The sequence below is a fragment of the Pumilibacter intestinalis genome (genome assembly GCF_943193005.1).
GTDB lineage: Bacteria > Bacillota > Clostridia > Christensenellales > Pumilibacteraceae > Pumilibacter > Pumilibacter intestinalis.
This window is the reverse complement of sequence record NZ_CALPCH010000008.1, coordinates 1-22,898: the sequence shown is the minus strand read 5'-3', so window position 1 is coordinate 22,898 and position 22,898 is coordinate 1. Positions and strand designations below refer to the sequence as shown.

The 22,898-nt window shown below is 48.8% G+C and carries 26 protein-coding genes; 3 read left to right on the top strand and 23 right to left on the bottom strand.

Annotation, left to right across the window (positions count from 1 at the left end):
* Position 1: 1 nt before the first annotated feature.
* The 7 genes from NFR55_RS05250 to ruvC form a co-directional block, all read right to left on the bottom strand.
* The gene (locus tag NFR55_RS05250; protein ID WP_251547039.1) at positions 2-1,582 is read right to left on the bottom strand and encodes a hypothetical protein; all 1,581 of its coding nucleotides are present in this window, start codon (positions 1,580-1,582) and stop codon (positions 2-4) included.
* 163 nt (positions 1,583-1,745) lie between these two features.
* On the bottom strand, positions 1,746-2,093 hold the full coding sequence (gene rplS, locus NFR55_RS05245; RefSeq protein WP_251547037.1) for a 50S ribosomal protein L19: 348 nt from the start codon (positions 2,091-2,093) through the stop codon (positions 1,746-1,748).
* Positions 2,094-2,282: 189 nt separating this feature from the next.
* The gene (gene tgt / locus NFR55_RS05240) at positions 2,283-3,398 is read right to left on the bottom strand and encodes a tRNA guanosine(34) transglycosylase Tgt (protein ID WP_251547035.1); all 1,116 of its coding nucleotides are present in this window, start codon (positions 3,396-3,398) and stop codon (positions 2,283-2,285) included.
* A 19-nt stretch (positions 3,399-3,417) separates the two neighbouring features.
* Complete coding sequence (queA, locus tag NFR55_RS05235) at positions 3,418-4,440, bottom strand: tRNA preQ1(34) S-adenosylmethionine ribosyltransferase-isomerase QueA (RefSeq protein ID WP_251547033.1); 1,023 nt, start codon at positions 4,438-4,440, stop codon at positions 3,418-3,420.
* On the bottom strand, positions 4,437-5,489 hold the full coding sequence (ruvB, locus tag NFR55_RS05230; RefSeq protein ID WP_251547031.1) for a Holliday junction branch migration DNA helicase RuvB: 1,053 nt from the start codon (positions 5,487-5,489) through the stop codon (positions 4,437-4,439). The genes queA and ruvB overlap by 4 nt, the downstream gene beginning before the upstream one ends.
* Positions 5,490-5,503: 14 nt before the next feature.
* On the bottom strand, positions 5,504-6,088 hold the full coding sequence (gene ruvA / locus NFR55_RS05225; RefSeq protein WP_251547022.1) for a Holliday junction branch migration protein RuvA: 585 nt from the start codon (positions 6,086-6,088) through the stop codon (positions 5,504-5,506).
* Positions 6,089-6,096: 8 nt separating this feature from the next.
* Entirely contained in the window at positions 6,097-6,588 is a 492-nt protein-coding gene (ruvC, locus tag NFR55_RS05220; protein WP_251547019.1) for a crossover junction endodeoxyribonuclease RuvC, read from the bottom strand.
* A gap of 122 nt (positions 6,589-6,710) precedes the next feature.
* On the opposite strand from ruvC, the gene NFR55_RS05215 reads away from it, so the two are divergent.
* Both NFR55_RS05215 and argH read left to right on the top strand, forming a co-directional pair.
* On the top strand, positions 6,711-7,922 hold the full coding sequence (locus NFR55_RS05215) for an argininosuccinate synthase (RefSeq protein WP_251547016.1): 1,212 nt from the start codon (positions 6,711-6,713) through the stop codon (positions 7,920-7,922).
* A gap of 18 nt (positions 7,923-7,940) precedes the next feature.
* Positions 7,941-9,317 (top strand): argininosuccinate lyase, encoded by a 1,377-nt coding sequence (gene argH / locus NFR55_RS05210; RefSeq protein ID WP_251547014.1) that lies wholly within the window; start codon positions 7,941-7,943, stop codon positions 9,315-9,317.
* Positions 9,318-9,323: 6 nt separating this feature from the next.
* Here the strand turns inward: argH and NFR55_RS05205 are convergent, their stop codons facing one another.
* From NFR55_RS05205 to thrS, 8 genes are all read right to left on the bottom strand, one after another.
* On the bottom strand, positions 9,324-10,271 hold the full coding sequence (locus NFR55_RS05205) for a JAB domain-containing protein (RefSeq protein WP_251547012.1): 948 nt from the start codon (positions 10,269-10,271) through the stop codon (positions 9,324-9,326).
* 27 nt (positions 10,272-10,298) lie between these two features.
* Entirely contained in the window at positions 10,299-11,537 is a 1,239-nt protein-coding gene (locus NFR55_RS05200) for a glutamate-5-semialdehyde dehydrogenase (protein WP_251547010.1), read from the bottom strand.
* On the bottom strand, positions 11,534-12,277 hold the full coding sequence (locus tag NFR55_RS05195; protein ID WP_251547008.1) for a YebC/PmpR family DNA-binding transcriptional regulator: 744 nt from the start codon (positions 12,275-12,277) through the stop codon (positions 11,534-11,536). Before NFR55_RS05195 ends, NFR55_RS05200 begins: the two co-directional genes overlap by 4 nt.
* Positions 12,278-12,296: 19 nt before the next feature.
* The gene (locus NFR55_RS05190; RefSeq protein ID WP_251547006.1) at positions 12,297-13,034 is read right to left on the bottom strand and encodes a TrmH family RNA methyltransferase; all 738 of its coding nucleotides are present in this window, start codon (positions 13,032-13,034) and stop codon (positions 12,297-12,299) included.
* Between the two features lie 39 nt (positions 13,035-13,073).
* A complete protein-coding gene (rplT, locus tag NFR55_RS05185; RefSeq protein WP_251546996.1) occupies positions 13,074-13,430 on the bottom strand; it encodes a 50S ribosomal protein L20 in 357 nt (118 codons plus the stop codon).
* A gap of 18 nt (positions 13,431-13,448) precedes the next feature.
* Positions 13,449-13,646 (bottom strand): 50S ribosomal protein L35, encoded by a 198-nt coding sequence (gene rpmI, locus NFR55_RS05180; RefSeq protein WP_251546994.1) that lies wholly within the window; start codon positions 13,644-13,646, stop codon positions 13,449-13,451.
* A 20-nt stretch (positions 13,647-13,666) separates the two neighbouring features.
* Positions 13,667-14,197, bottom strand: a complete 531-nt coding sequence (gene infC, locus NFR55_RS05175; RefSeq protein ID WP_251546992.1) for a translation initiation factor IF-3 — start codon at positions 14,195-14,197, stop codon at positions 13,667-13,669.
* Positions 14,198-14,359: 162 nt separating this feature from the next.
* On the bottom strand, positions 14,360-16,315 hold the full coding sequence (thrS, locus tag NFR55_RS05170) for a threonine--tRNA ligase (protein WP_251546990.1): 1,956 nt from the start codon (positions 16,313-16,315) through the stop codon (positions 14,360-14,362).
* Between the two features lie 322 nt (positions 16,316-16,637).
* Between thrS and NFR55_RS05165 the strand changes: the two genes are divergently transcribed.
* Positions 16,638-17,813 carry a nucleotidyltransferase family protein gene (locus NFR55_RS05165; RefSeq protein ID WP_251546988.1) on the top strand — a complete coding sequence of 392 codons (1,176 nt, stop codon included), beginning with the start codon at positions 16,638-16,640 and terminating at the stop codon, positions 17,811-17,813.
* Here the strand turns inward: NFR55_RS05165 and NFR55_RS05160 are convergent, their stop codons facing one another.
* From NFR55_RS05160 to NFR55_RS05125, 8 genes are all read right to left on the bottom strand, one after another.
* A complete protein-coding gene (locus NFR55_RS05160; protein WP_251546986.1) occupies positions 17,814-18,839 on the bottom strand; it encodes a 3-deoxy-7-phosphoheptulonate synthase in 1,026 nt (341 codons plus the stop codon).
* 8 nt (positions 18,840-18,847) lie between these two features.
* Positions 18,848-19,312 carry a hypothetical protein gene (locus tag NFR55_RS05155; protein WP_251546984.1) on the bottom strand — a complete coding sequence of 155 codons (465 nt, stop codon included), beginning with the start codon at positions 19,310-19,312 and terminating at the stop codon, positions 18,848-18,850.
* Between the two features lie 6 nt (positions 19,313-19,318).
* Complete coding sequence (gene coaD, locus NFR55_RS05150; RefSeq protein ID WP_251546982.1) at positions 19,319-19,807, bottom strand: pantetheine-phosphate adenylyltransferase; 489 nt, start codon at positions 19,805-19,807, stop codon at positions 19,319-19,321.
* A gap of 1 nt (position 19,808) precedes the next feature.
* Complete coding sequence (gene rsmD, locus NFR55_RS05145) at positions 19,809-20,351, bottom strand: 16S rRNA (guanine(966)-N(2))-methyltransferase RsmD (RefSeq protein WP_251546980.1); 543 nt, start codon at positions 20,349-20,351, stop codon at positions 19,809-19,811.
* A 1-nt stretch (position 20,352) separates the two neighbouring features.
* A complete protein-coding gene (locus NFR55_RS05140) occupies positions 20,353-20,931 on the bottom strand; it encodes a hypothetical protein (RefSeq protein ID WP_251546978.1) in 579 nt (192 codons plus the stop codon).
* On the bottom strand, positions 20,924-21,466 hold the full coding sequence (locus tag NFR55_RS05135) for a 5-formyltetrahydrofolate cyclo-ligase (RefSeq protein ID WP_275556911.1): 543 nt from the start codon (positions 21,464-21,466) through the stop codon (positions 20,924-20,926). Before NFR55_RS05135 ends, NFR55_RS05140 begins: the two co-directional genes overlap by 8 nt.
* A gap of 3 nt (positions 21,467-21,469) precedes the next feature.
* Positions 21,470-22,489: an alanine racemase gene (gene alr / locus NFR55_RS05130; protein ID WP_251546974.1), complete on the bottom strand. Its 1,020-nt coding sequence runs from the start codon at positions 22,487-22,489 to the stop codon at positions 21,470-21,472.
* A 69-nt stretch (positions 22,490-22,558) separates the two neighbouring features.
* The coding region (locus NFR55_RS05125; protein WP_251546972.1) for a FoF1 ATP synthase subunit delta/epsilon at positions 22,559-22,898 on the bottom strand (340 nt) is incomplete at its 5' end.

The following is a 22,898-nucleotide window of genomic DNA, read 5'->3' as shown; positions in this document are numbered from 1 at the left end:
CTTACTTTTTCTTAATGCTGAAAAACTCAGCCATAGCTCTGCCGAAACCTATGTTTGAGTCATAAGGCAAAACCTTGCGCTTGTTGCTCATGGAAATGTCGAGCAACACCACGGACGCGTACAAATGAGTCAAAACGGCAAGCGCGGAACAAACTATGTTCACCGCCGATATGCCGCCCGAGAGTATTTCCGAACCCGTATATCCCACCGCCGAGGTAAAGTTGTAATCGGTGAGATTATTGAAATAATTTGCGTACGCCATTACCGTAGCCGCGTTAACCGTGATGAGCAAAGACAGCATGCCGAACACCGTTATTATGCGTTTATCGCGCACAAGCAAGAACGAAACGAGGAACAACGCAACAGAAGCAAGCAATCCGAATTCGGTAAACCCTACGAAATAGGTTGCGAGAGTCAAAACTATATAGCCGCCCAAAAACACGAGATTAGCTCTGTTTTTCTTACTGAGATACACGAGCAAAACTATACCGGTAATTATTACCGCAAACAAAACAGTGAATATAACGGTGGGAAAATTGTGCCCGAACTGCTCGCCGTTACGCATGAACAGGTTGAATATTCCGAGCGAGTTGTGCCCGAACGAGGAAAACGAGGCAAGCGGCGCAAAATATACTCTGTACATAAAAGTGAAGAACCCCGCGCCGAACGAGCCAATCATAAGCGGCAACGACACAAGATAAGACAGTATCAAAGTACCCGCAATGCTCACGGGCACGGTAAACACGGGGCGCAACGAAGAGTCGGATAAAACGCTTTCGAAAGATACTGCCTTTTCTTTACGCGCTTTGTGAAGCGTAACGCTCGCCTTTACCAAGCCGTAAACAACGAACACCGCAAACATAGGAAACAGATATACTGCGTCTTTATGAACGAGCAAAGCCGCACCGTAGCACCCTACCGTGCCTATAAAGTTTTTATCCGCCAAAAAGTAAATCGACAGCAAGAGAAACATTGCGAGCAAAGAATACTGCGTTGCCCACACGCCCGAAGCAAATACAAAAAGCGGGAACACGCACACAAAGCCCGCCGTAACCGTCGCCGCGGCTTGGTTCATGTATTTTGCGGCGAGTTTATAGAGTATGAACGCCGAAACGAGGTCGGCGGCAATCAGCGGGAGCTTAACGAACAACGGCATCAAAAGAGAGTCGGTGTTAAGCCCCAGCAAATTGGCGAACATGCCCATAAAAGCGTATATATAATAGGTTAGCGGAAATACGCCCATGCCCCGCGCCGAATAGTAATTGTCGGCGAACCCGTTGTTCTTCATGTGCTCGAACAGCGATACTATCGTGTTCACGTCCGAACGGAAACCCTTTACCGCAAACACGAAGATGAGCCGCAAAACAAGTCCTATCACAAGCATAACGAGCAGTAAAGCCGTGTAATTGACTATTTTTGAAGAGCCTTCCGCGCCCGCAACGGTTTTCGTTTGGGTTTGCCCCGCCGTTTTTACCATAAGCCAAATAAAAACAGCCAACGCCGCTATGCAAAACACAGCGAACAGCACGGGATACAGCACGTTTGCCGCAGATACGGAAATCAACACATTACCTAAACTCATAAGCAATTTACTCCGATTGTAAAATTTAACCTATTCTTTATAATAATATACTTTTGCGAAATAATCAAGCTATTTTTAACGCAATTCATTATCTTACGCAAAAAAACGGACTCCGAATATTCGAAGCCCGTTTTCTTTCCTGTGAATTTTGCGCAAAGCAAACTTATTTGATTTCTTTTATCTTAGCCGCTTTGCCCGAGAGTTTACGCAAATAGTACAGTTTGGCTCTGCGCACTTTACCTTTGCGCATTACGGTGATACTGTCGATACGCGGCGAATGGAGCGGGAAAGTTCTCTCGATTCCCACGCCGAACGATACGCGGCGAACGGTAAACGTCTCGCGCACGCCGCCGTTACGCTTTGCGATAACGGTGCCCTCGAAAGCCTGCGTTCTTTCGCGGTTGCCCTCAACTACCTTAACGCCCACTTTCACCACGTCGCCCACGTTGAACGCCGGAACTTCGGCTTTAAGGTACTCTTTTTCGATTGCGTCGATAATACTGTTAGACATGACTTACCTCCTTCGGTTACTTCAACACACATTCATGCCCTACGAAATTTTAGATAGAACAGCGGACTGTGCGAGTCATACCCGAATATTATATCAAAAACCCGTAAATCTTGCAAGCAAAAACATATCGTTTTTCAAATTTATTTCAACAAAATTTTTTCAACGCAATTTTTCCGCTCGCCGCAATTCTCAGCAATATTCGGGCGATTTTCTGAACTCTTCTACAAAATCCCCGAACCTATCCGCAAAAATGGCTTCGCGCATTCTTTCGGTAAGCCGCGTAAGATACGTTATGTTGTGAATACTGAGTAGTTCCGCGCCGAGTATTTCGTCGGCGTTTATCAAATGCCGCAAATAAGACTTTGTAAAATTTTTACAGCAGTAGCAGTCGCACTCGGGGTCAAGCGTAGTGAAATCCTCTTTGTAAGTAGCGTTACGCACCGAAACTTTTCCTTTAGAGGTCATTGCCGTTCCGTAACGTGCGGTGCGCGTAGGCAGTACGCAATCGAACATATCTATTCCCCTGAGCACCCCTTCAACCAAGCAATCCGCGCTTCCCACGCCCATGAGATAACGCGGCATGTTTTGCGGATAATGCGGTTGCATAACGTCCATAATCTTATACATTAAGTCTTTCGGCTCGCCCACGCTCAATCCGCCTATGGCTATGCCGCACTTTGCATAAGGTACGGTTTCTTGCAAAGACTTAAGCCTCAAATCCTCATACATATTGCCTTGTACAATGGGGAAAAGCATTTGCGTGGGTGTACTATGCGTATCATAGCACCGTTTTAGCCACTTAATCGTCCTATCGAGAGCCTTTACGGCATACTCGTGACTCGCACCGTAAGTACTGCACTCGTCAAACGCCATTATGATATCCGCGCCGAGAGAATTCTCTATTTCCATGGCAAGCTCGGGCGTAAAAAAGTGCTTGCTCCCGTCGAGATGAGAATGAAACAAAACGCCGTCGTCGGTGATATTATTGAGTTTTGCGAGCGAAAACACTTGAAAACCGCCGCTGTCGGTAAGAATGGGCTTATTCCAACCCATAAATTTATGCAATCCGCCCGCCCTTTCAACGAGCTTATGACCGGGGCGCATATATAAATGGTATGTATTCGAAAGCAATATTTGCGCTCCCGTTTCTTCCACCGCTCGCGGAGTAAGCGACTTTACGGTGGCTTGCGTGCCAACAGGCATGAATACGGGCGTAATAATCTTGCCGTGCGGAGTGGTAAACTCGCCCACTCGCGCCCCGCTCTGCGCACAAACGTGCAAAACTTTGTAATCGAAATTTTTCATTCGCAGTAAATCCTTTCAATCATAATATAAGCATGGCGTCGCCGAAACTGAAAAAGCGATATTTTTCGTTTACGGCGATATTATACATATTCAACGTATTTTCTCTTCCGCACAAAGCGGACACCAACATTAAAAGCGTAGAACCGGGCAAATGAAAGTTTGTAACGAGCGCGTCCACGATTTTGAATTGATATGGCGGATAAATAAATATATCAGTTTCGCCGCACGCAGGCTCGATTTCCCCCACGCATTTGGCAGCGCTTTCCAGTACTCTCACAGACGTAGTTCCCACGGCAATCACTCTGCGCCCCTCTTTTTTAGCCGCATTTATCGCATTACACGCCGCTTCGGTTATTTCGTAATGCTCGCTGTGCATCTTATGTTCCGAAATTTCGTCCGCTTTCACAGGTCTGAAAGTACCCAAACCAACGTGAAGCAACACCTCCACCACGGTTACGCCCATATCCTTGATTTTTTGCAACAGCTCGGGCGTAAAGTGCAATCCCGCCGTAGGGGCGGCGCTCGAACCGTCTTGTTTTGCATAAACCGTTTGATAGCGTTCGGAGTCGGAAAGTTTTTGTTTTATATACGGCGGCAACGGCATTTCGCCTATTTTGGAAAGTTCCGCTTCGAACACGCCGTTAAAAACAAAGCGCACGTTAGTTATTCCTTCATCGCCTACGCTCAAAATTTCGGCTTTCAAACTATCCGAAAATATAACCGTACTGCCGCTTTTCAAACGCTTTGCGGGCTTTGCAAGCACTTCCCAATCGGTAAGATTTTGCCGTTTGTGCAACAAGAACTCTATGCGCGCGCCCGTATCTTGTTTAACGCCGTAAATTCGCGCAGGCAAAACTCTCGTGTTGTTTATAACCAACACGTCGCCTTTTTTCAAATAGTCGGTTAAATCGCAAAAAACTTTGTGCTCGATTTTATCTTCGGCGCGGTTGTATACCATAAGACGGGAACTGTCGCGCGGATAAATGGGAAACTGAGCTATCAGCTCTTCGGGCAAATCGTAGTAAAAATCGCTTGTTTTCATTTGGTGTTTCCGTTTTCGTCGTCTATGAGCGCGATTTGCTCGCCCGCCGCAAAGTTTTGTTTTATTCCGAGATGCTTGTATGCCGCAGGCAAACACACTCTGCCGCGCGGAGTTCTCGCAATAAAACCGAGTTGTATCAAATACGGTTCAATCACGTCCTCTATTGTAACAGCTTCCTCGTTTATTGCCGAAGCCACAGTGTCCAGTCCCACAGGTCCGCCCTCGAACTTTTGTATAATGGCGGCAAGATATTTCCTGTCGTTGAAATCAAGCCCCAGCCCGTCTACCTCGAGCAAGTCGAGCGCGTATCGGCAAAGTTTTACGTCCACTTTTCCGTTTTGCTCCACCTCGGCAAAATCCCGCACTCGTTTTAACAGCCTGTTGGCTATGCGCGGCGTGCCCCGCGAACGGCTCGCTATTTCCACGGCGGCGTCTTTGGATAACTCCATTTTCAATATATCCGCGCTCCTGCCCACAATCACAGCCAAATCGTCGGGCGAATACATTTCCAATCGGCATATCACTCCGAAACGGTCGCGTAACGGTCCCGTGAGCATACCCGCCCTAGTGGTAGCTCCTATAAGCGTAAAATGCGGCAAATTCAAGCGCATGCTCCGCGCAGAAGGTCCTTTACCTATCACGATATCGAGCGCATAATCTTCCATTGCCGGATAAAGTATTTCTTCAACCGACCTGTTAAGGCGGTGTATTTCGTCTATAAACAAAACGTCGTTTTCGCTGAGATTTGTGAGAATTGCGGCAAGGTCGCCCGCCCGTTCAATCGAAGGACCGCTCGTAATTCTTATCTGAACACCCAATTCGGAGGCTATTATGTGTGACAAAGTAGTCTTTCCAAGCCCCGGCGGACCGTATAACAACACGTGGTCGAGTGCCTCTCTCCGCTTTTTACTCGCCTCGATAAACACTTTGAGATTGCTTTTGATTTTCTCCTGCCCAACGTATTCTTTGAGTGTTTTGGGGCGAAGCGTAACGTCGAGCGCTCCGTCGTCGGCTATTTTGGTACTTGTAATAAATCTTTCTTCGTCCATATTCATCTCCGCAATCATCCTTTAAGCGCGGCAAGTATTATCTGCTCGGTAGTCATACCCGGCTTTTCGTTTCTTACTACTGCGGCAACAGCCTCCTGCCTTGTGTATCCGAGCGATATAAGAGCCTCTACCGCCTCTCCGTCAGAGGTTTGCGCACTTATAACGGGCGACGTAACAAACACCGACGTATCAGAGCCGGGAGCTATCTTGTCGCGCAGTTCAACCACTATTCTCTCCGCAGTCTTTTTGCCAACGCCTTTGATTTTACTTAATTTCCCTACGTCTGCACCCGCGATTGCCGATATTATGTCAGACAAAGTACCGCTACTCAGTATGGAAATCGCCATTTTACAGCCTATTCCGGATATGTTAATCAATTTCTTGAAAAACTCTTTTTCCTGCCTGTCCGCAAAACCGTACAAACTCATTTCGTCTTCGCGCACGCTCAAATAGCAAAAAACCTTACATTCCGCGCCCGGTTTCCCCAGTCTTTCTATCGTTTTGTCGCTCGCCAAAAGTTCGTATCCCACCCCGTTTGCTTCTATCACAACGGTGTTTTCTTCCGCAGATGAAAATATTCCTTTGATATAGTTATACATGTTGTCCTCTAATTAAGAATTCTATGCGCGTAATCGCCGAAGCTCGCATGACACACCGCGGCGGCAAGAGCGTCGGCGGCGTCGTCGGGTTTCGGTACGGTATCGAGTTTTAACAACGCTTTCACCATAAACTGCACTTGGTGCTTTTCCGCTCTGCCGTTGCCCGTAAGAGCCTGTTTTATCTGAAGCGGCGTATATTCGTACAATCTGCCGCATTTCTTTATCGCGCACAAGAGTATCACCCCTCTTGCCTGCGCAACTTTTATGCCCGTGGTTATGTTGGTGTTGAAAAAAAGTTCTTCCACCGAAACGGCGTCGGGCTTGAATTTGTTTATAATGGCGGTGAGCGCGTCGTCGAGCATGGCAAGACGGACGGGAATACTTTCTTCCTTGGGCGTTTGTATAACCCCGTAGTCTATCGCATTAAGCGAAGCCCCGTCTTTATTCACAATTCCGTAGCCTATGGTGGCATATCCGGGGTCTATACCCAAAATAGTCAAATCCGTCTCCTGTTTTCTTGCATTTGTACAGTAATTTTCTTGCAAAATCCGATAAAATGTATTATTATAAATATAATATTATTTTTAATTTAAGTCAAGTGATTGACGCTAAGGAGCCGATAATGGAAAAAATGAAAATTGTTCTTGCATACTCGGGCGGACTGGACACCACCATAATCATACCGTGGCTGAAAGAAAACTACGATTGCGAAGTTATAGCCGTAGCCGCCGACGTAGGACAAGGCGAAGAACTTGCGCCGCTCAACGAAAAGGCAATCAAAAGCGGCGCTTCCAAAATCTTCATAGAAGACCTTACCGAAGAATTCGTAAGCGATTACGTGTTCCCCACTCTCAAAGCGGGCGCGGTTTACGAGGGCAAATATTTGCTCGGAACGAGTTTCGCTCGACCCGTTATAGCGAAACGACTCGTTGAAATAGCCGAACGCGAAGGCGCGACTGCGATATGCCACGGCTGCACTGGCAAAGGAAACGACCAAGTTCGGTTCGAGCTTTCCATAAAAGCTCTCAGTCCCGATATGAAAATTATCGCCCCGTGGCGCATATGGGATATCAAATCGCGCGAAGAGGAAATCGCTTACGCCGAAGAGCGCGGACTCGACGTGCCCGTATCCAAAAAGCACCCCTATTCCATGGACAGAAACATTTGGCATCTTTCGCACGAAGGAAGCGACTTGGAAGACCCGTGGAACGAGCCGCAAGACGAAATGCTGCTCATAAGCAAGCCCATAGCTCAAACTCCCGACAAAGCGGAATACGTGGAAATCGAATTCGATAAAGGCACGCCCGTAGCCGTAAACGGCAAAAAGCTTTCGCCCGCAAAACTGCTTGCGCTACTCAACGAAATCGGCGCGAAACACGGCGTAGGCGTTTGCGATATGGTGGAAAACCGCCTTGTGGGCATGAAATCGCGCGGCGTTTACGAAAACCCCGCAGGTTCAATACTTTATGCGGCGCACCGCAATCTCGAAGAGATAACTCTCGACAGAGCAACCTCGCACTACAAAGAACAGGTTGCGCTTCGTTTTGCCGAACTCGTATACGACGGCAACTGGTTTACCCCGCTTCGCGAAGCGTTGAGCGCGTTCGTAGACTCCACCCAACAAACGGTAACGGGCACGGCGCGCATAAAACTCTACAAAGGCAATATAATAGGCGCGGGAGTAAAATCTCCGTACTCGCTCTACGACGAGGACATAGCCACTTTCGGCGCGGACGAGGTTTACGACCAAAAGGATTCGGCGGGCTTTATCAACCTGTTCGGATTGCCGCTTAAAGTTCGCGCGAAAATGTTGCAAAGAAACAAAAAGAAATAAAAGGACGAAATTTCCGATATGAAAATGTGGGCAGGGCGTTTCAAGTCGGCTCTCAACGAGCAAGCCGACTCGTTCAACCGTTCTCTTCCGATAGACAAGCGACTGTATAAGCACGATATAATGGGCAGTATCGCCCACGCCACCATGCTCGGCGAGTGCGGAATTATTCCCAAAGACGAAGCCGAGAGCATTTGCCGTGCGTTGTCGGATATATTTTACGATATAAACGGCGGCAAACTCAAAATAGCCGACGCCGAAGACATTCACATGTTTGTTGAAGAAGAACTTACAAACAGGCTCGGGCAGGTCGGCAAAAAATTGCACACGGGACGTTCGCGAAACGACCAAGTCGCGCTCGATATCAGATTATACATGCGCGACTGCGTAACCGAAATCATAGGGCTTTTGTCCGCGCTCGTAAGCACGCTGTGCGATTTGGCGGAAACTCACGCCGAAACGTATATGCCCGCCTACACCCACATGCAAAAGGCGCAACCCACAACGCTTGCTCATCACCTGTCGGCTTACTGCGAAATGTTTCTGCGCGACGCCGACAGGCTTGCCGACTGCCGCAAGCGCATAAACGTAATGCCGCTCGGAAGCGGAGCATGCACAACAACCTCTTATCCTCTCGATAGAAACAGGGTTGCCGAACTCCTCGATTTCCCCGCCGTTACGCAAAATTCGCTCGACGGAGTATCCGACCGCGACTTTGCCATAGAATTCGTTTCCGACTGCTCGCTTATAATGATGCACTTGTCGCGTTTTAACGAAGAACTCATTTATTGGGCAACCGACGAATTCGGTTTCGTTACCCTAAGCGACGAATTCAGCACGGGCTCGAGCATAATGCCGCAAAAGAAAAATCCGGATATGAACGAGCTTATACGCGGCAAAACGGGGCGCGTATACGGCAGCCTCGTTACCCTTTTAACGGTAATGAAAGGATTGCCGCTTGCCTACAACAAAGATATGCAGGAAGACAAAGAAGCCGTGTTCGACTGCGAAGATACAGTTAAAGCATGCCTTGAAATTTTCACCGCCCTGCTCCCCTCGCTTACTTTCAATACCGATATAATGCAAAACGGCGCGTCGGGCGGATACACCGCGGCAACCGACTGCGCCGACTATTTGGTAAAAAAAGGAATGCCGTTCAGAGACGCTCACAAAACGATTGGCATGCTCGTACGTTATTGTTGCGACAACGAAAAATCACTCGAAGAACTCTCGATAGACGAATACAAACAATTTTCGGATATGTTCGGCTCGGATATCTTGCAAACGGTTAAAATACAGAATATAGTAGCCGCAAGAAAAACAGCGGGCGGACCGTCAAAAAGGACGGTGCTTGCACGCGTAGCAAAACTCAAAAAACTCGCAGAACGCTTAAATTGATATATTTTACAGCTCTACCGAACGAATAAGGTCGCCTATAATCTTTAACCGCTCGCTTTCGGGCATTGCGTTTACCTGTTTATACATGTTCAAAACCGCCATTTTGCCGTCGTTTTCGGCGTTAAGGGCGGTTTTTTCGCCTATTTTTATCATTCTCGCTCGCCGCGATAATTCTTTAGCCGCCATATCGTTCGCCGCTTTATACGCTTTTCCGCATTCGGCGATAACCGACGACATCATATCCTTGGCGAACATGCTTATGTACCTGTTGCCCACGAATATCAAATGGTCGTTAAACGTGTAGCCCGTGAGATTGCAACACTCTATCACCCGCGCGGTAGACTCTATATCGGCATCCGAAAAACCGAGAGTTCCGCCGGGATGATTGTGCGCGAGAATTATTTTCTTCGCTCCGTTTCTGTCGGCAATTCTCAAAAGTTTCACCAAATCGAAAGGCGCGGAGTCCACCGAGCCCGCCGCAATCTCGTCGGTTTGTATCACTTCGTCGTTAATATTAAGCGACGTCATCAACAAAACCTCTTTGGTTCTGCCGAGGAAACGAGCGTACATGTATCTCGCCGTATCCGCCGCGGTGGTAATGCGGCAAGGGTGTTCGAAACGTGAATATTCGGCGCGCATAACGATATGCAACACGTTCGAAAGCAAATGCGCCGTAAGGTCGCCCACACCCGGAACACGCCGCAATTCTCCGTAATCGGCATACAGCACAGCCGACAACGAACCGAATATTCGTATCAACTCTTTCGCGAGCGGCTTGGTGTCCTTTCGCGGATTTGTGACAAACAACAAATATTCGAGAAGCTCGTAGTCGTCGAAACCCGACAACTCGGGATTGCGCTCCATGGCGTCGCGCACTCTCGCGCGGTGTCCCTCCGGGCCCGCAATCTTTTTCTCGGGCTTTTTCTCTCCGAATAATTCTTCGAATTCATCCATAAACGTATTCCTTTGGCAATTAAGTCGCTAAGCGCGTACTTGACCGTTGCCGCGTATAACGTATTTTTCGCTTGTAAGCTGTTTCAGTCCGAGCGGACCGCGGGCATGAAGTTTTTGAGTGGAAATTCCCATCTCAGCTCCGAACCCGAATTGAAAACCGTCGGTAAAGCAAGTTGACGCGTTAACGTAAACCGCCGCGCTGTCTATACGCGACGTGAAATATTCCGCAGCCTCTTTGCTTTCGGTAACTATCACTTCGCTGTGTTTGGTTGAGTATTTGTTGATATGTTCGCACGCCTCCTCGACTCCGCGAACCACCTTTACCGAAATTTTCAAAGCGAGATACTCCGCCGCGTAATCATCCTCGGACGCGGGCACAACGAACGGACAAACGGCACGCGTCTTTTCGCAACCGACAATCTCAACGCCCTTTTCTTTGAGCGCGCCGAGAATTACGGGGAGAAACTTTTTCGCCGCCGACTCGTCTACGAGCAGACTTTCGAGAGCGTTGCACACGCTCGGGCGGCGCAACTTGCCGTTAAGCACGATATCCAACGCCTTGTCGATATCCGCCGTTTGTTCTATATACGCGTGGCAATTTCCCGCTCCCGTTTCTATAACGGGTACGGTGGATTTTTCCACTACGGTGCGAATTAAAGACGCGCTTCCTCTCGGAATGAGCACGTCCACGTAATCGCGGCAGGTCATAAGCGTTTCCGCGCCCTCACGGCTTACGTCTTGAATAAGCTGAATAAACTCGGGATTGTATCCGCCGCTACGCAAACGCGCTTTTACGGCGGCAACGAGAGCTTCATTTGAGCTATACGCTTCTTTACTGCCGCGCAAAACTATCGCGTTGCCCGTCTTTATGCACAATCCTATCGCGTCTACGGTTACGTTGGGGCGAGCTTCGTATATTATTCCGATAACGCCGAGCGGCACTCTCACTTTGCTTATGCGCATGCCGTTCGGCACAGTCCATTCCTCGGCGATTTCGCCTATGGGATTGGGAAGCTCTATAAGTTTTTCAAGCCCTTCCGCCATATCTTTAAGGCGGCTTTCGTTCAGCATAAGTCTGTCCGCAAACTGTGCGCCGCGCTCGCAATGCGCAACGTCCTTGGCGTTGGCGGCTAAAATCTCCGCCGCGCTTTCGAGCACGGCGGCGGCGGCAAACTCGAGCATTTTGTTTTTATCCCGCGTATCGGCAAGAGCGATTACATGTGCGTTTTCTTTTGCCAAAGCGCAACTTGCGGTAACGCCAATCATTCTTCTTCCTCTTCTTCGGGCAGTTCGGCGTTGTGGTATACGTTTTGCACGTCGTCGTTATCGTCGAACATATCGAGCATGCGCTGAATTTTCGGAAGAGTGGCGTCGTCCACGCTTATATAATTGGAGGGAATTTTTGCGATTTCGCTTTTCACGAACGCCACGCCCTGCGCCTCCAACTTTTCGCGCACCGCCGAAAAATCGGCTTGATTTGTAAGAATTTCGTACATGCCGTCTTCCACATTGAAATCGTCCGCTCCGCAATCGAGCGCGAGCATCATCATTTCGTCGTCGTCATCGGTAGGCTTCTTTTCAACAAGCATAACGCCGCGAGTTTCGAAAAGATAAGACACGCAACCGGTAGTTCCCATAGAACCGCCGCACTTGTCGAAAATGTGTCTTACGTCGCCCGCCGTGCGGTTTTTATTGTCGGTGAGCGTCTCCACTATAACCGCAACGCCGCCCGCACCATAACCCTCGTAGGTAATGGCGTCGTAGTTTATGCTTCCGAGCTCTCCGCTTGCCTTCTTTATACTGCGGGTTATGTTATCGTTGGGCATATTGGCGGCTTTGGCTTTGGAAATAACGTCGCGCAATTTGGCGTTATTGTTGGGGTCGGGTCCTCCCGCTTTAACCGCAACCGCAAGTTCGCGCCCTATCTTTGTGAATACGTTGGCTCTCGCCGCATCGGTCTTTCCTTTTGCTCTCTTAATGGTAGCCCATTTACTGTGTCCCGACATACTGTTATTGTTTCTCCTTTTATCTATTTCGGTATTTGAGTTGATACATGAGTATTCCCGCGCTTACGGCGGCATTGAGCGACTCTATTTCGCCCTCCATGGGTATGGTAACGGTTTTGTCGCATTGTTGCAACAGCAACGGGTCTATGCCGTTTGCTTCGTTACCTATCACCAAACAAACTTTTTGAGCCGCAAAATCGGTTTCGAAAATATTTTCGCCTTGAAGGTCGGCGGCAACTACGGTATATCCGCACTCTTTCAAATCCGATAATTTGCTGTCAAAATGCAGATTTATGCTTAGTATGCCTGTCATACTACTGCGTATAACCTTTGAATTGAACACGTCTACGCAATCGCGAAGCACTATATCGGTATAACCCGCCGCTACTGCGGTGCGAATTATAGTACCCATATTGCCGGGGTCTCTCACCCTGTCTAAAAACAAGCAGTGATTTCCGCTCGGACTATGCGAAAACGTAGGGATACGCATTACGGCGATTACTCCCTGACTGTTCTCGGTATCGGCAAGTTCGGCAAACAGCGATGCCTCTATAACGAAATCGGCGTACTCGCATCTGGTATCCGACGAACAAAGCACGGCAACCACGTTTTTGGGGCAAATTCGCAACGCGTCCGATACCCAACGCTTACCTTCCGCAACGTATTCTCCGAATTGCTCTCTGTATTTTTTGTCGCGCAGTTTACGTATCTTTTTAATCAAAGCGTTCGAGCGCGAAACTATAGGCGTTATCTGCATATAAAAAGGGGCGCCGCACAACGGCACCCCGAATTCAGGCTACTGAGCAACCGCTTTACCGGCTGTTTCCGCCAACGCCTTGAAGCCTGCGGCGTCGTTCACGGCAATATCGGCAAGTACCTTACGGTTAAGGTTTATGCCCGAAACTTTAAGACCGTGCATAAATTTGCTGTAAGACAAACCGTTCATTCTCGCCGCCGCATTTATACGCGCTATCCAAAGTTTGCGGAAATCGCGCTTTTTGAGTCTGCGCCCCACAAATGCGTACATCTGCGATTTCATAACCGCTTCTCTCGCTATGCGATACGAACGGGACTTGGAGCCAAAGTATCCTTTGGCGAGTTTCATTATTTTTCTGCGTTTCTTAACGGCGTTAACCGCTCTCTTAATTCTCATATTAGTTACCTCCCGCTATTACTTTTGTATCATCGATTTGATGGTACGCGCCTCTTTGTCGGAAGCCATGTATGCGCCCTGACGAAGAGCGTCTTTACGCTTACGCGACTTTTTGGTCAAGATGTGGTTTTTGCCTTGCTGAGCGCGTTTCACGCGCCCCGAAGCGGTTACGCGAAAACGCTTTTTCGCGCCGCTGTGACTTTTCATTTTTGGCATAGTTATATCCTCCGATAAAGTTATTTTTTAGGTGATAAAATCATGAGGATATTTCTACCCTCCGTAGTGGGCTGTTTGTCTATTACAGCCGCTTCTTCCACTATTTTGTAGAAGTCGCGCATAACCTCCACGCCCAACGCCGCGTGCGCCTGTTGCCTACCTCTCATACGTATGGAAACTTTCACCTTGTCTCCCGCTTTCAAAAATTTGAGCGCGGCTTTGGCTTTGGTTTCCAAGTCGTGAGTGTCTATCGTCATAGAAAGCCAAACTTCTTTGAGCTCGGTTATCTTTTGATTTTTGCGCGCGTCTTTCTCTCGTTTTTGCATTTCGAACTTGAACTTGCCGAAATCCATGATTTTGCACACCGGCGGCGTAGCCGTAGGACTTATTTTTACCAAGTCGAGGTTTTTGGAGTCGGCAATGCGGTTCGCTTCCATAGCCGACATAATACCGAGCTGAGTATTATCGTCGTCTATTACGCGAACTTCGCGGTCGCAAATTCTTTCGTTGAGCTCAACGTCTCTGAGATTGATAGTCGTGTTCCTCCACAAAAATAATAGAGCGAAAGCAAACTTCCGCTCTAAAACGCACAAACAAAATACATTGCCGTAAAGTTTTATGAACGCGGCGAGAACGAAATCTGCCGGTGAAACGGAAACCCGTTTGCTTTCTATAGATAAATTATAGACTATATCCGCGCAAATGTCAAATATTTAACACACCTTTTTCTCGATTTCTTCTTTGAGTTTTGCTATAAGGTCGGCTAATTTCATTTGCCCGAGGTCGCCCGCGCTCCTGCCGCGAACGGATACGCAATCGCTTTCCGCTTCTTTGTCTCCTATTACGAGCATATACGGTATCTTTTCCATCTGCGCTTCGCGTATTTTGTAACCGATTTTTTCGTTGCGATTGTCCGCTTCCGCGCGTATGCCCTCGAGCCGCAATTGTTCGGCTATACGCTCTGCGTTTGCGGCGGTGCGGTCGGTAAGCGACAGCACGCGCACCTGCGTGGGACTGAACCACAGCGGGAACGCGCCCGCGTACTTTTCTATGAGCATTGCAAGCGTGCGTTCGTAGCAACCTATGGAACTGCGGTGTATCACGTACGGAGTCTTTTTCACGCCGTCTACGTCTACGTACTGCATATCAAAACTCTCGCCTGCCGCAAAGTCGATTTGAATTGTAATGAGCGTATCCTCTTTTCCGTATACGTTGGTAGTTTGCACGTCGAGTTTGGGACCGTAAAATGCCGCTTCGTCGTCCGCTTCAACGTAATCGAGCTTTAACTCGTCGAGAATTTCTTTCATCATAGCTTCGGTGTTTTCCCACGCCTCGTCGTCGTCAATATATTTATCCGACTTGGCTTTGCCGCGCTTGCTGAAACGGAACGATACGTCGTTGCGCATACCCAAACAGTCGAGGAAATAGTAGCTCAAATCAAGACAGCGTTTGAACTCTTCGGCAACCTGCTCTTTGGTGCAAACAATGTGACCGTCCGAAAGAGTAAACTGCCTTACTCTTATAAGCCCGTGCATCTCGCCCGACGCCTCGTTGCGGAATTCGGTTGCCGTTTCGCTGTAACGGCACGGCAAATCGCGGTAAGATTTTAAGCCGTTTTTGAATATTTGATATTGAAACGGACATGTCATGGGGCGCAACGCCGCAATCTCGTCGTCTTTTTTCACCGCTTCGCCGTGTTCGTCCACCTCGCCGAGCACAAACATTTTGTCGCGATAATGATACCAGTGCCCCGATATCTTGTACAAATCGGACTTTGCCATATTCGGAGTTTTGGTTATCATAAACCCGCGCTTTTCTTCTTCGTCCTCCACAAAACGCTGCAGTATCTGAAGAATTTTCGCGCCTTTGGGCATGAGTATGGGCAATCCCTGCCCCACAACGTCGCTCGTCATGAATATACCGAGGTCGCGCCCGAGCTTGTTGTGGTCGCGCTTCTTGGCTTCTTCCATGCGCTCTATATACTCGTTCAAATCCGACTTTTTCTCGAACGCCGTTCCGTAAATGCGGGTGAGCATTTTGTTCTTTTCGTTTCCGCGCCAATACGCGCCGGCAAGTTGAGTGAGCTTGAAATTTTTAACCCTGCCCGTGCTCGGCAAATGCGGACCGCGGCAAAGGTCGGTAAAGCCGCCCTGCGTATAAAGAGTTATCTTCTCGTCTTTGGGAAGCTCGTCTATAAGCTGTATTTTATACGGCTCGTCGAAACCTTTCATTTGCGTGAGAGCCTGTTTGCGCGTTACCTCGGTGCGCACTATGGGAAAATCGGCTTTTATTATCGCCTGCATTTCCTTTTCGATTTTATCGAAATCCGCCAAAGTGATAGGTTCTTCGAAGTCGAAATCGTAATAAAATCCGTTTTTAACCGCAGGTCCTATAGCGAGCTTGGCGGTGGGAAACACGTTCTTAACCGCCTGCGCCATTATATGCGCCGCGGTATGGCGGTACACGTCGCGCCCTTCCTCGTCCTTAAACGTAACTATTTGCAAAGCGCAGTCTTCTTCTATCCTGTAGTCAAGCCCCACGAGTACGCCGTCCGCTTTTGCCGCAAGAGCGGCGCGGGCAAGCCCCTCGCTGATTTGCGCGGCGATTTCGAGCGCGGTTACGCCTTTTTGGGCTTCGATTACGCTTCCGTCGGTCAATTTGATTTTCATGTCCGTCTCCTCCTAATAAAAAAAGTCCTTCGGCATAAGCCAAAGGACGGTATTTACCGTGGTTCCACCTTTGTTCGTTGCTAAAAAGCAACCTCTCCGACCGATGAATGCGCTCGGTCAACACGCTCTCCTATACGGCGGTTTCGCAATCCGACAACCTTTCTGCGACGCTCTCAGCCGCGGCGACGCTCTCTTATAGACGTTTTTCGGCGTTACTTGTCCGTAATCTCGGGAAAATTATATTGATAATATTATATCACCGCGTAAGAGTATTGTCAACGAAATCCTTGTAAAAACAAATCTTTTCTGCTATAATGTTTTTATGAATGCCGTAGCGATTATATGCGAATACAATCCTTTCCACAGCGGACACGCTTACCACATAGCGCAAGCCAAAGCCTTGAGCGGCGCAGACTGCGTTTTGGGCATGATGAGCGGTTTTTTCACCCAACGCGCCGAACCCGCCGTGGTTTCGCCGCAAATTCGCGCTCTCGCCGCACTTCGCGGCGGCATGGATATAGTTGCGGAAATGCCGGCGGTATTCTCCTGCTCGGCGGGCAATATTTTCGCTCGCGGCGCGGTACGCGCAATCAGCCGCATACCCTTTGTAAAGTATTTGGCAATGGGCGCGGAGGACTGCGGCGAAACGGTTAAAAACATTGCCGAGGTGCAGTGCGAGCAAAACCAAACTTACGTTAACGCGCTTAAAAACGCGCTAAGCGACGGAATGCCTTATGCCGCCGCGTTAACCCGCGCCACGGTATCCGCCGCGCCAAAAATAAAAGACTGCGAACAGGTGCTGTCTAAACCCAACAACGTGCTCGCCGTGGAATATCTCAAAGCCATATACGAGCTTAATTGCGATATCGCGCCCGTTTTCGTGAAGCGATTGGGCAACGGCTACAACAGCACGGAAACCGTAGGCAAATATATTTCGGCAGCCGCCGCTCGCGAACTGCTCGGGCAAAAAAGATACGGCGAACTGCAACCGTACGTTCCGAAAGAAAGTTTCGAATTGATGATTGACGAATTCGAGCGATATCCCGTAAACCAAAAACTTTACGAAGCTCTCTCCGTGCACGCTCTGCGCACAAAAAACATAGCGAACGCTTTCGACTCCGCCGAAGGCTTGGATATCAAGATATCCGAAAACGCCGCGAAATACGCTTCCCTATCTCAAATTATAGCAAAATCCAAGAGCAAACGCTATACTATGAGTCGCATAAAACGCATATGTTTGCAAACTTTGCTCGGAATAACCCGCGAAACGGTGCAACGCTCGCAAAACGCCGCGGCAAGGTTGATAGCAATTAAAAAAGCCCGCAAGAGTCTTATAAACGGACTTACGGGCTTGGCAGTGAAAAACGCCGATTATTCGAATTTATCCGATGACGCGTTATTTTCGGCGCAAACCGACGCGCTTGCGGGCAGTATTTACTCGCTTATAACGAGCAAAGACGGCAACGCTTTTTGGAACAGAAAACTTATAACCGAATAATCAAAGCGACTCGGCTATATCGCATATAAGCCGCTCGGTCTTGTCCCATCCGAGGCAGGCGTCGGTAATGGATTTGCCGTAAACGTTGCCTTCGGGCGATTGGTTTCCGTCTTCTATATAGCTTTCTATCATAAACCCTTTCACGAGTTTGCGCAGTTCCGCGTTTTCTTTGCGAACGGTGAGCACCTCTTTCGCAATCCGTATTTGCTCGAGAGGTTTTTTGTCGCTGTTGCTGTGGTTGGTGTCTATTATTACGGCGGGATTGGCGAGATTTTGTTTTTCGTACTCTTTTTTTAACCCCACCAAGTCCTCGTAATGGTAATTGGGGCGGTTGTTGCCGTATATATCCACGCTTCCGCGCAAAACGGCGTGCGCATGAGCATTGCCGCTCGTTTTAACCTGACACCCTCTGTACTGAAATTCGTTTGCTATCTGCGCCGCGTAAATGGAATTGAGCATTCCCGAAATACTTCCGTTCATGGGGTTTTTAATGCCCGCGGGAATATCGACGCCGCTCGCGACAAGCCTGTGCTGTTGGTTCTCGGTAGAGCGCGCGCCCACGGCAACGTAAGACAAAACGTCTTCGAGATAGGCGTGGTTATCGGGATAAAGCATTTCGTCGGCGGAGGTAAGCCCGCTTTCGCTCACAACGCGTATGTGCATCTTGCGCAAATGCAATATGCCTTCCAAAATATCCGTGCCCTTGTGCGGGTCGGGATTGTGAAGCATTCCCTTGTACCCTTCGCCGCGCGAACGCGGTTTGTTGGTATACACTCTGGGAACAATAAATATTTTTTCTTTGGTGCGCTCGTTGAGTTTTGCGAGCCGCGACGCGTAATCGCACACCGCGTCTTCGTTATCCGCAGAGCACGGTCCTATTATCAAAAGCAATCGGCTGTCTTTGCCCGTAAAAATATCGCGCAATATGCCGTCGCGCTTTTGCTTTATCTTCTTTAGTTCGTTGCCGAAAGGCACTCTTTGGGTTACTTCCTCGGGCGACAACACCGCCCTTACTTTTTCAAACATATCTCACCTTACTGATTTTTGTTGGTCTTAACTATCATTGCTCCGCGCAGTTCTTCTCTGTTGTTTCGTATCATAGCCAAAGAAGATTGCAAAAACTGTTCCACGTCTCTAAACATAATATCGAGGTGTGCTTTGGTCTTATCCACGAGCGCGTCGCATTGCATGTACGCCGTTTCCATAAGTTGCTTGGCTTCCAGTTCGGCGCGTTTAATGAGTTCGGAATTGTCGATTATGTGTTCGGCGCGTTCTTCCGCCTCTCGAATGGTGTTCTTTGCCACGCTGTCGGCGTTTTCGAGTATTTTTTGCTTGTTCTCAACCACATACTCGGCTTCGCGCACCGCATCGGGCATAGCTCCGCGAATGGCTTTGGTTAGCTGTACGCATTTGCCTATATCTATTTTTTTGCTGAACAGTCCGCCGCGGCGTTCGCCGAGTTCGGCTTCGAGTTCGTCTATTATTCGCATTACGTCCATTACCGGTCATCTCCTACCGTAAATTTTTTCTATCAGATTGCGTGCCGACGGGCAAACGTATCCGCCGAGCGAACCGCCCGAAAGCGCGAGGTCTCTCACTATAGTGCCCGATATAAGAGAATATTCGGGCGTGGATATCAAATATACCGACTCGATATCGCTCCATTGAGATTTGTATACCTGCGAAAGCGATTTTTCGTATTCGAAATCTTTGAAAGTACGCAATCCGCGCACTATAGTAGACGCTCCGATATCGCGTGCGAAATCGGTTAAAAATCCGTCGAACGCGTACACGTACACGTTGGGAATATCCGCAACCGATTTTTTTACTATTTCCATACGTTCGTCGAGCGACGCAACGCATCTCTTATCGCCCGTATCTGCAGCCACAGCCACATACAAGTGCGAAAACAGTTTCGCCGCCCGCGCGGCTATATCGTAATGCCCGTACGTGAACGGGTCGAACGAGCCGGCAAGAAGCCCGTTGTCTTTCATGCTAAACCTCCGCAACGGTAATAAACGATATACTCGTATTGCCGCAATGTCGTGTGTCTATTATATATGATGACGGCAAATTTATCAAGCTATTTTCACGCGAATGTTCGGTAAATATTACGCCGCCTTTATTCAAAAGACCTTTTTCGGCAATTATTTTAATCGCTTCGGCCTCAAGCCCGCAATTATACGGCGGGTCGAGAAAAATCATATCGAACGCGGTTCCGAGTTTTGACAGCGCGACTTTGTAATCGGTATTGTACACATCGCAAGGCTCTTCGATGCCTTTCAGATTATCGTATGTAAGGCGTATGCTTTGCGGCGATTTATCCACAAAAACGGCTCGTTCCGCCCCGCGCGACAACGCCTCTATTCCGAGCGCGCCGCTCCCGCAAAACAAATCGAGCACCCTCCCGCCTATTCCGTATCGGCTCGCAAGTATATTGAACACCGTTTCCTTTATTCGGTCGGTGGTAGGGCGAACGCTTTTATCGGGCGGCGGCAGCAATTTTTTACCCCTGTATTTTCCTGCTATAACTCTCATGTCAGTTATCGAAGGTCCTCAGTTCGCTCTTGATATCGGCGTGACGGCGTTTGAGTCGCAACACGCTCAAAATATAGCCGAGCACAAACAAACCCGCTATCACGAGAGCGTAGGGCAAAAACACCGCGAGCGTTACTGCGGAGGGCTTTGCCAAATCGAGCAGTCCCACCGACGAAAACATGAGAGCCGCGGGAAACTCGAAGATAACGGCTATAAACTGCAACACGTTGTTTTTGAGTATTACCGCCAAAATAAGCAAAATATACAGCGGCACGATAAAGCCGATTACGTGAAACACGCACTTATATTCGGGTATTTTCAAAGCCTGCTCGGAATGAATATCCGTAAGAGTGGTCTTTGCGTTTTCTTTGAATATCTTTTCGCCCTGCGCCTTACCCTGCGAAAAAGATATATACGCGGTAGGCGCAACAAACACAAAGCTGATTACGAATTGCAGCCACTCGGGTATTTTGTCTATGATGAATATCATGCTCAAAAGCCCGAAGATGAGCGAAAACCCGTAAAGCGTAAGCGTGCTCAAAACATAACGCTTGATTTCGTTTTTCTTTGTCTTATCCATTGTTTCTCCTTATTATCCCGTCGGGAGTTATTATCATATCGAGAGGAAAGTCCGAACTCTCCAAAGATATTTCGCATTGCTGTTCGGAAAACGCAAGCCCCGCTTTTATTCCGTTCGGATACTTTTCGAAGTATCTGTCGTAACATCCCGCGCCGTAACCCAATCTGTTGCAGTTCGAGTCGAACCCGAGCAGCGGCGTAATTATCAAGTCGGCTTGTCCGTCGTAATAAATATTATTGTCGGATTTCACGTTGCCCATGCCGCAAACAACGAAATCCATAGGCAAATGCGGGCGAACGGCGTGCATGGAATTGTCGGCAAGCGTGTACGGCACATATATTTCCTTTTCTTCGAGCAGAGCCGTTATAATTCCGCGAGTGGAAACCTCCGTGCCCATGGAAACGTATACGAATATTTTGGAAAAATCTCGGGCGAGCGACAACGCCGCCGCGCATATTCTATCCTCTTTTTCGGCGCGGTAGGTTACGTTCGCACGTATTTCTTTCAATATTTTTCTCGCTTGCCTTTTTTCCATTACCTAATCCCGAACGTAATATCTTTTTACCCTCTTTCCGAAACCCGTCAAAACCTCGTAACTTATAGTGCCGCACGCCGTTGCTATCGAGTCGGCGTTGTACTCGGCGCACAAAACGTATGCAGTGTCGCCCGCTTTCACGTCAAGCCCGCTCACATCCGCCATTGCGGCGTCCATACAAACCTGTCCTATAAGCGGACACATGTTACCGTTTATGCTCACGTATCGCGGCGAATTTCCGATTACGCGCCGCACGCCGTCGGCGTAACCTGCTCCGAGCACGGCTATTTTACGCACTCGCCCGCTCTTAAACACGCCGTAGCCTATGTTGTCCGACTCGCTCACATTTCTCACAAGAGTTACGCCGCACAAAGCTTTGGCAATCGGCTTAACGGACTCGTGCCCGTAGCCGTACAACGCAATTCCCGGTCTTACCATATCGAGGTGCATATACTCGGGCAAAACCGCAAAGTTGCTCGCGAGTATGTGCTTTTGCGGAATATAGTCTTTTAGGGGTTGTATGCCTGTCATAAATCGCTCAAACTGCCTTTCCGCCTCGGAAATATGGTACACGTGCGAGAACGCGCTCTTGATTTTTACGCCGAGTTTGTCCGCCGCTTCGAGTAAAACGTCCAACCGCTCGAGCGGCGCACCGTATCTGCTCATGCCCGTATCCGCTTTTATGTTTACGGCTTTAGCTCCTCGCGCCGCCGCAAACTCCAAATCGGCTATATCCGATACCGACGGAAACACGTTAGCTCGGTATTCCGCCGAAACGGTCTTATCGGGCGATGAAAGTATGTTTATCGGCTTGTCGGTTATTTCCGATATTTCCAGAGCTTCGCCCGCGCTCGATACCGCGAATTCGTCCGCTTCCGTAAGCGCGGCGAGCACGCCGGTTCCGTGCCCGTATGCGTCGGCTTTAACCACCGCGCAAATACGGGCGGGAGTAAGTTTTTTCAGTGCGGCAAGATTGTTTCTCAAAGTATCGAGATTGATTTCAAGCCTTAACGCGCTTGTCACCTCCATACGCCGCCGTTAAGCAAAGCGCAATGTTATTTATGCCGCAGTAATAACGCATGTTACATTTTATCAGTCTCCGTAATTTTTAATTTTGAGTTTCGCGAACTGCGCCGCAAGTTGCGCTTTAGCCGTTTTATACTCGTATATGGATTTCGCCTTGCGCTCCTCGTCGTCCATATCTCGGTTTTCCTCTCCGCGCTCGGAGTCGGTTTCGTGCGGCCACTCGCAGTTCTGCGAAAGCACCGTAACTTTTTCTCTCGTTACCGATACGAACCCGTCGGAATTTACCGCCTCCATCCACCTGCCGTTACGCTTCATTTTTATCGTTCCCGATTTCAGCACCGTAACCATAGGCAATGTGTGATACAGTATGCCCGCTTCTCCGCTCGGCGTGTTTATTATAAGCGAC

Excerpts from the sequence above, each read along its gene's own strand:
- NFR55_RS05250 (WP_251547039.1), bottom strand. The coding sequence starts at position 1,582 with ATGAGTTTAGGTAATGTGTTGATTTCCGTATCTGCGGCAAACGTGCTG.
- rplS (WP_251547037.1), bottom strand. The coding sequence starts at position 2,093 with ATGTCTAACAGTATTATCGACGCAATCGAAAAAGAGTACCTTAAAGCC.
- tgt (WP_251547035.1), bottom strand. The coding sequence starts at position 3,398 with ATGAAAAATTTCGATTACAAAGTTTTGCACGTTTGTGCGCAGAGCGGG.
- queA (WP_251547033.1), bottom strand. The coding sequence starts at position 4,440 with ATGAAAACAAGCGATTTTTACTACGATTTGCCCGAAGAGCTGATAGCT.
- ruvB (WP_251547031.1), bottom strand. The coding sequence starts at position 5,489 with ATGGACGAAGAAAGATTTATTACAAGTACCAAAATAGCCGACGACGGA.
- ruvA (WP_251547022.1), bottom strand. The coding sequence starts at position 6,088 with ATGTATAACTATATCAAAGGAATATTTTCATCTGCGGAAGAAAACACC.
- NFR55_RS05215 (WP_251547016.1), top strand. The coding sequence starts at position 6,711 with ATGGAAAAAATGAAAATTGTTCTTGCATACTCGGGCGGACTGGACACC.
- argH (WP_251547014.1), top strand. The coding sequence starts at position 7,941 with ATGAAAATGTGGGCAGGGCGTTTCAAGTCGGCTCTCAACGAGCAAGCC.
- NFR55_RS05205 (WP_251547012.1), bottom strand. The coding sequence starts at position 10,271 with ATGGATGAATTCGAAGAATTATTCGGAGAGAAAAAGCCCGAGAAAAAG.
- NFR55_RS05200 (WP_251547010.1), bottom strand. The coding sequence starts at position 11,537 with ATGATTGGCGTTACCGCAAGTTGCGCTTTGGCAAAAGAAAACGCACAT.
- NFR55_RS05195 (WP_251547008.1), bottom strand. The coding sequence starts at position 12,277 with ATGTCGGGACACAGTAAATGGGCTACCATTAAGAGAGCAAAAGGAAAG.
- NFR55_RS05190 (WP_251547006.1), bottom strand. The coding sequence starts at position 13,034 with ATGCAGATAACGCCTATAGTTTCGCGCTCGAACGCTTTGATTAAAAAG.
- rplT (WP_251546996.1), bottom strand. The coding sequence starts at position 13,430 with ATGAGAATTAAGAGAGCGGTTAACGCCGTTAAGAAACGCAGAAAAATA.
- rpmI (WP_251546994.1), bottom strand. The coding sequence starts at position 13,646 with ATGCCAAAAATGAAAAGTCACAGCGGCGCGAAAAAGCGTTTTCGCGTA.
- thrS (WP_251546990.1), bottom strand. The coding sequence starts at position 16,315 with ATGAAAATCAAATTGACCGACGGAAGCGTAATCGAAGCCCAAAAAGGC.
- NFR55_RS05165 (WP_251546988.1), top strand. The coding sequence starts at position 16,638 with ATGAATGCCGTAGCGATTATATGCGAATACAATCCTTTCCACAGCGGA.
- NFR55_RS05160 (WP_251546986.1), bottom strand. The coding sequence starts at position 18,839 with ATGTTTGAAAAAGTAAGGGCGGTGTTGTCGCCCGAGGAAGTAACCCAA.
- NFR55_RS05155 (WP_251546984.1), bottom strand. The coding sequence starts at position 19,312 with ATGGACGTAATGCGAATAATAGACGAACTCGAAGCCGAACTCGGCGAA.
- coaD (WP_251546982.1), bottom strand. The coding sequence starts at position 19,807 with ATGAAAGACAACGGGCTTCTTGCCGGCTCGTTCGACCCGTTCACGTAC.
- rsmD (WP_251546980.1), bottom strand. The coding sequence starts at position 20,351 with ATGAGAGTTATAGCAGGAAAATACAGGGGTAAAAAATTGCTGCCGCCG.
- NFR55_RS05140 (WP_251546978.1), bottom strand. The coding sequence starts at position 20,931 with ATGGATAAGACAAAGAAAAACGAAATCAAGCGTTATGTTTTGAGCACG.
- NFR55_RS05135 (WP_275556911.1), bottom strand. The coding sequence starts at position 21,466 with ATGGAAAAAAGGCAAGCGAGAAAAATATTGAAAGAAATACGTGCGAAC.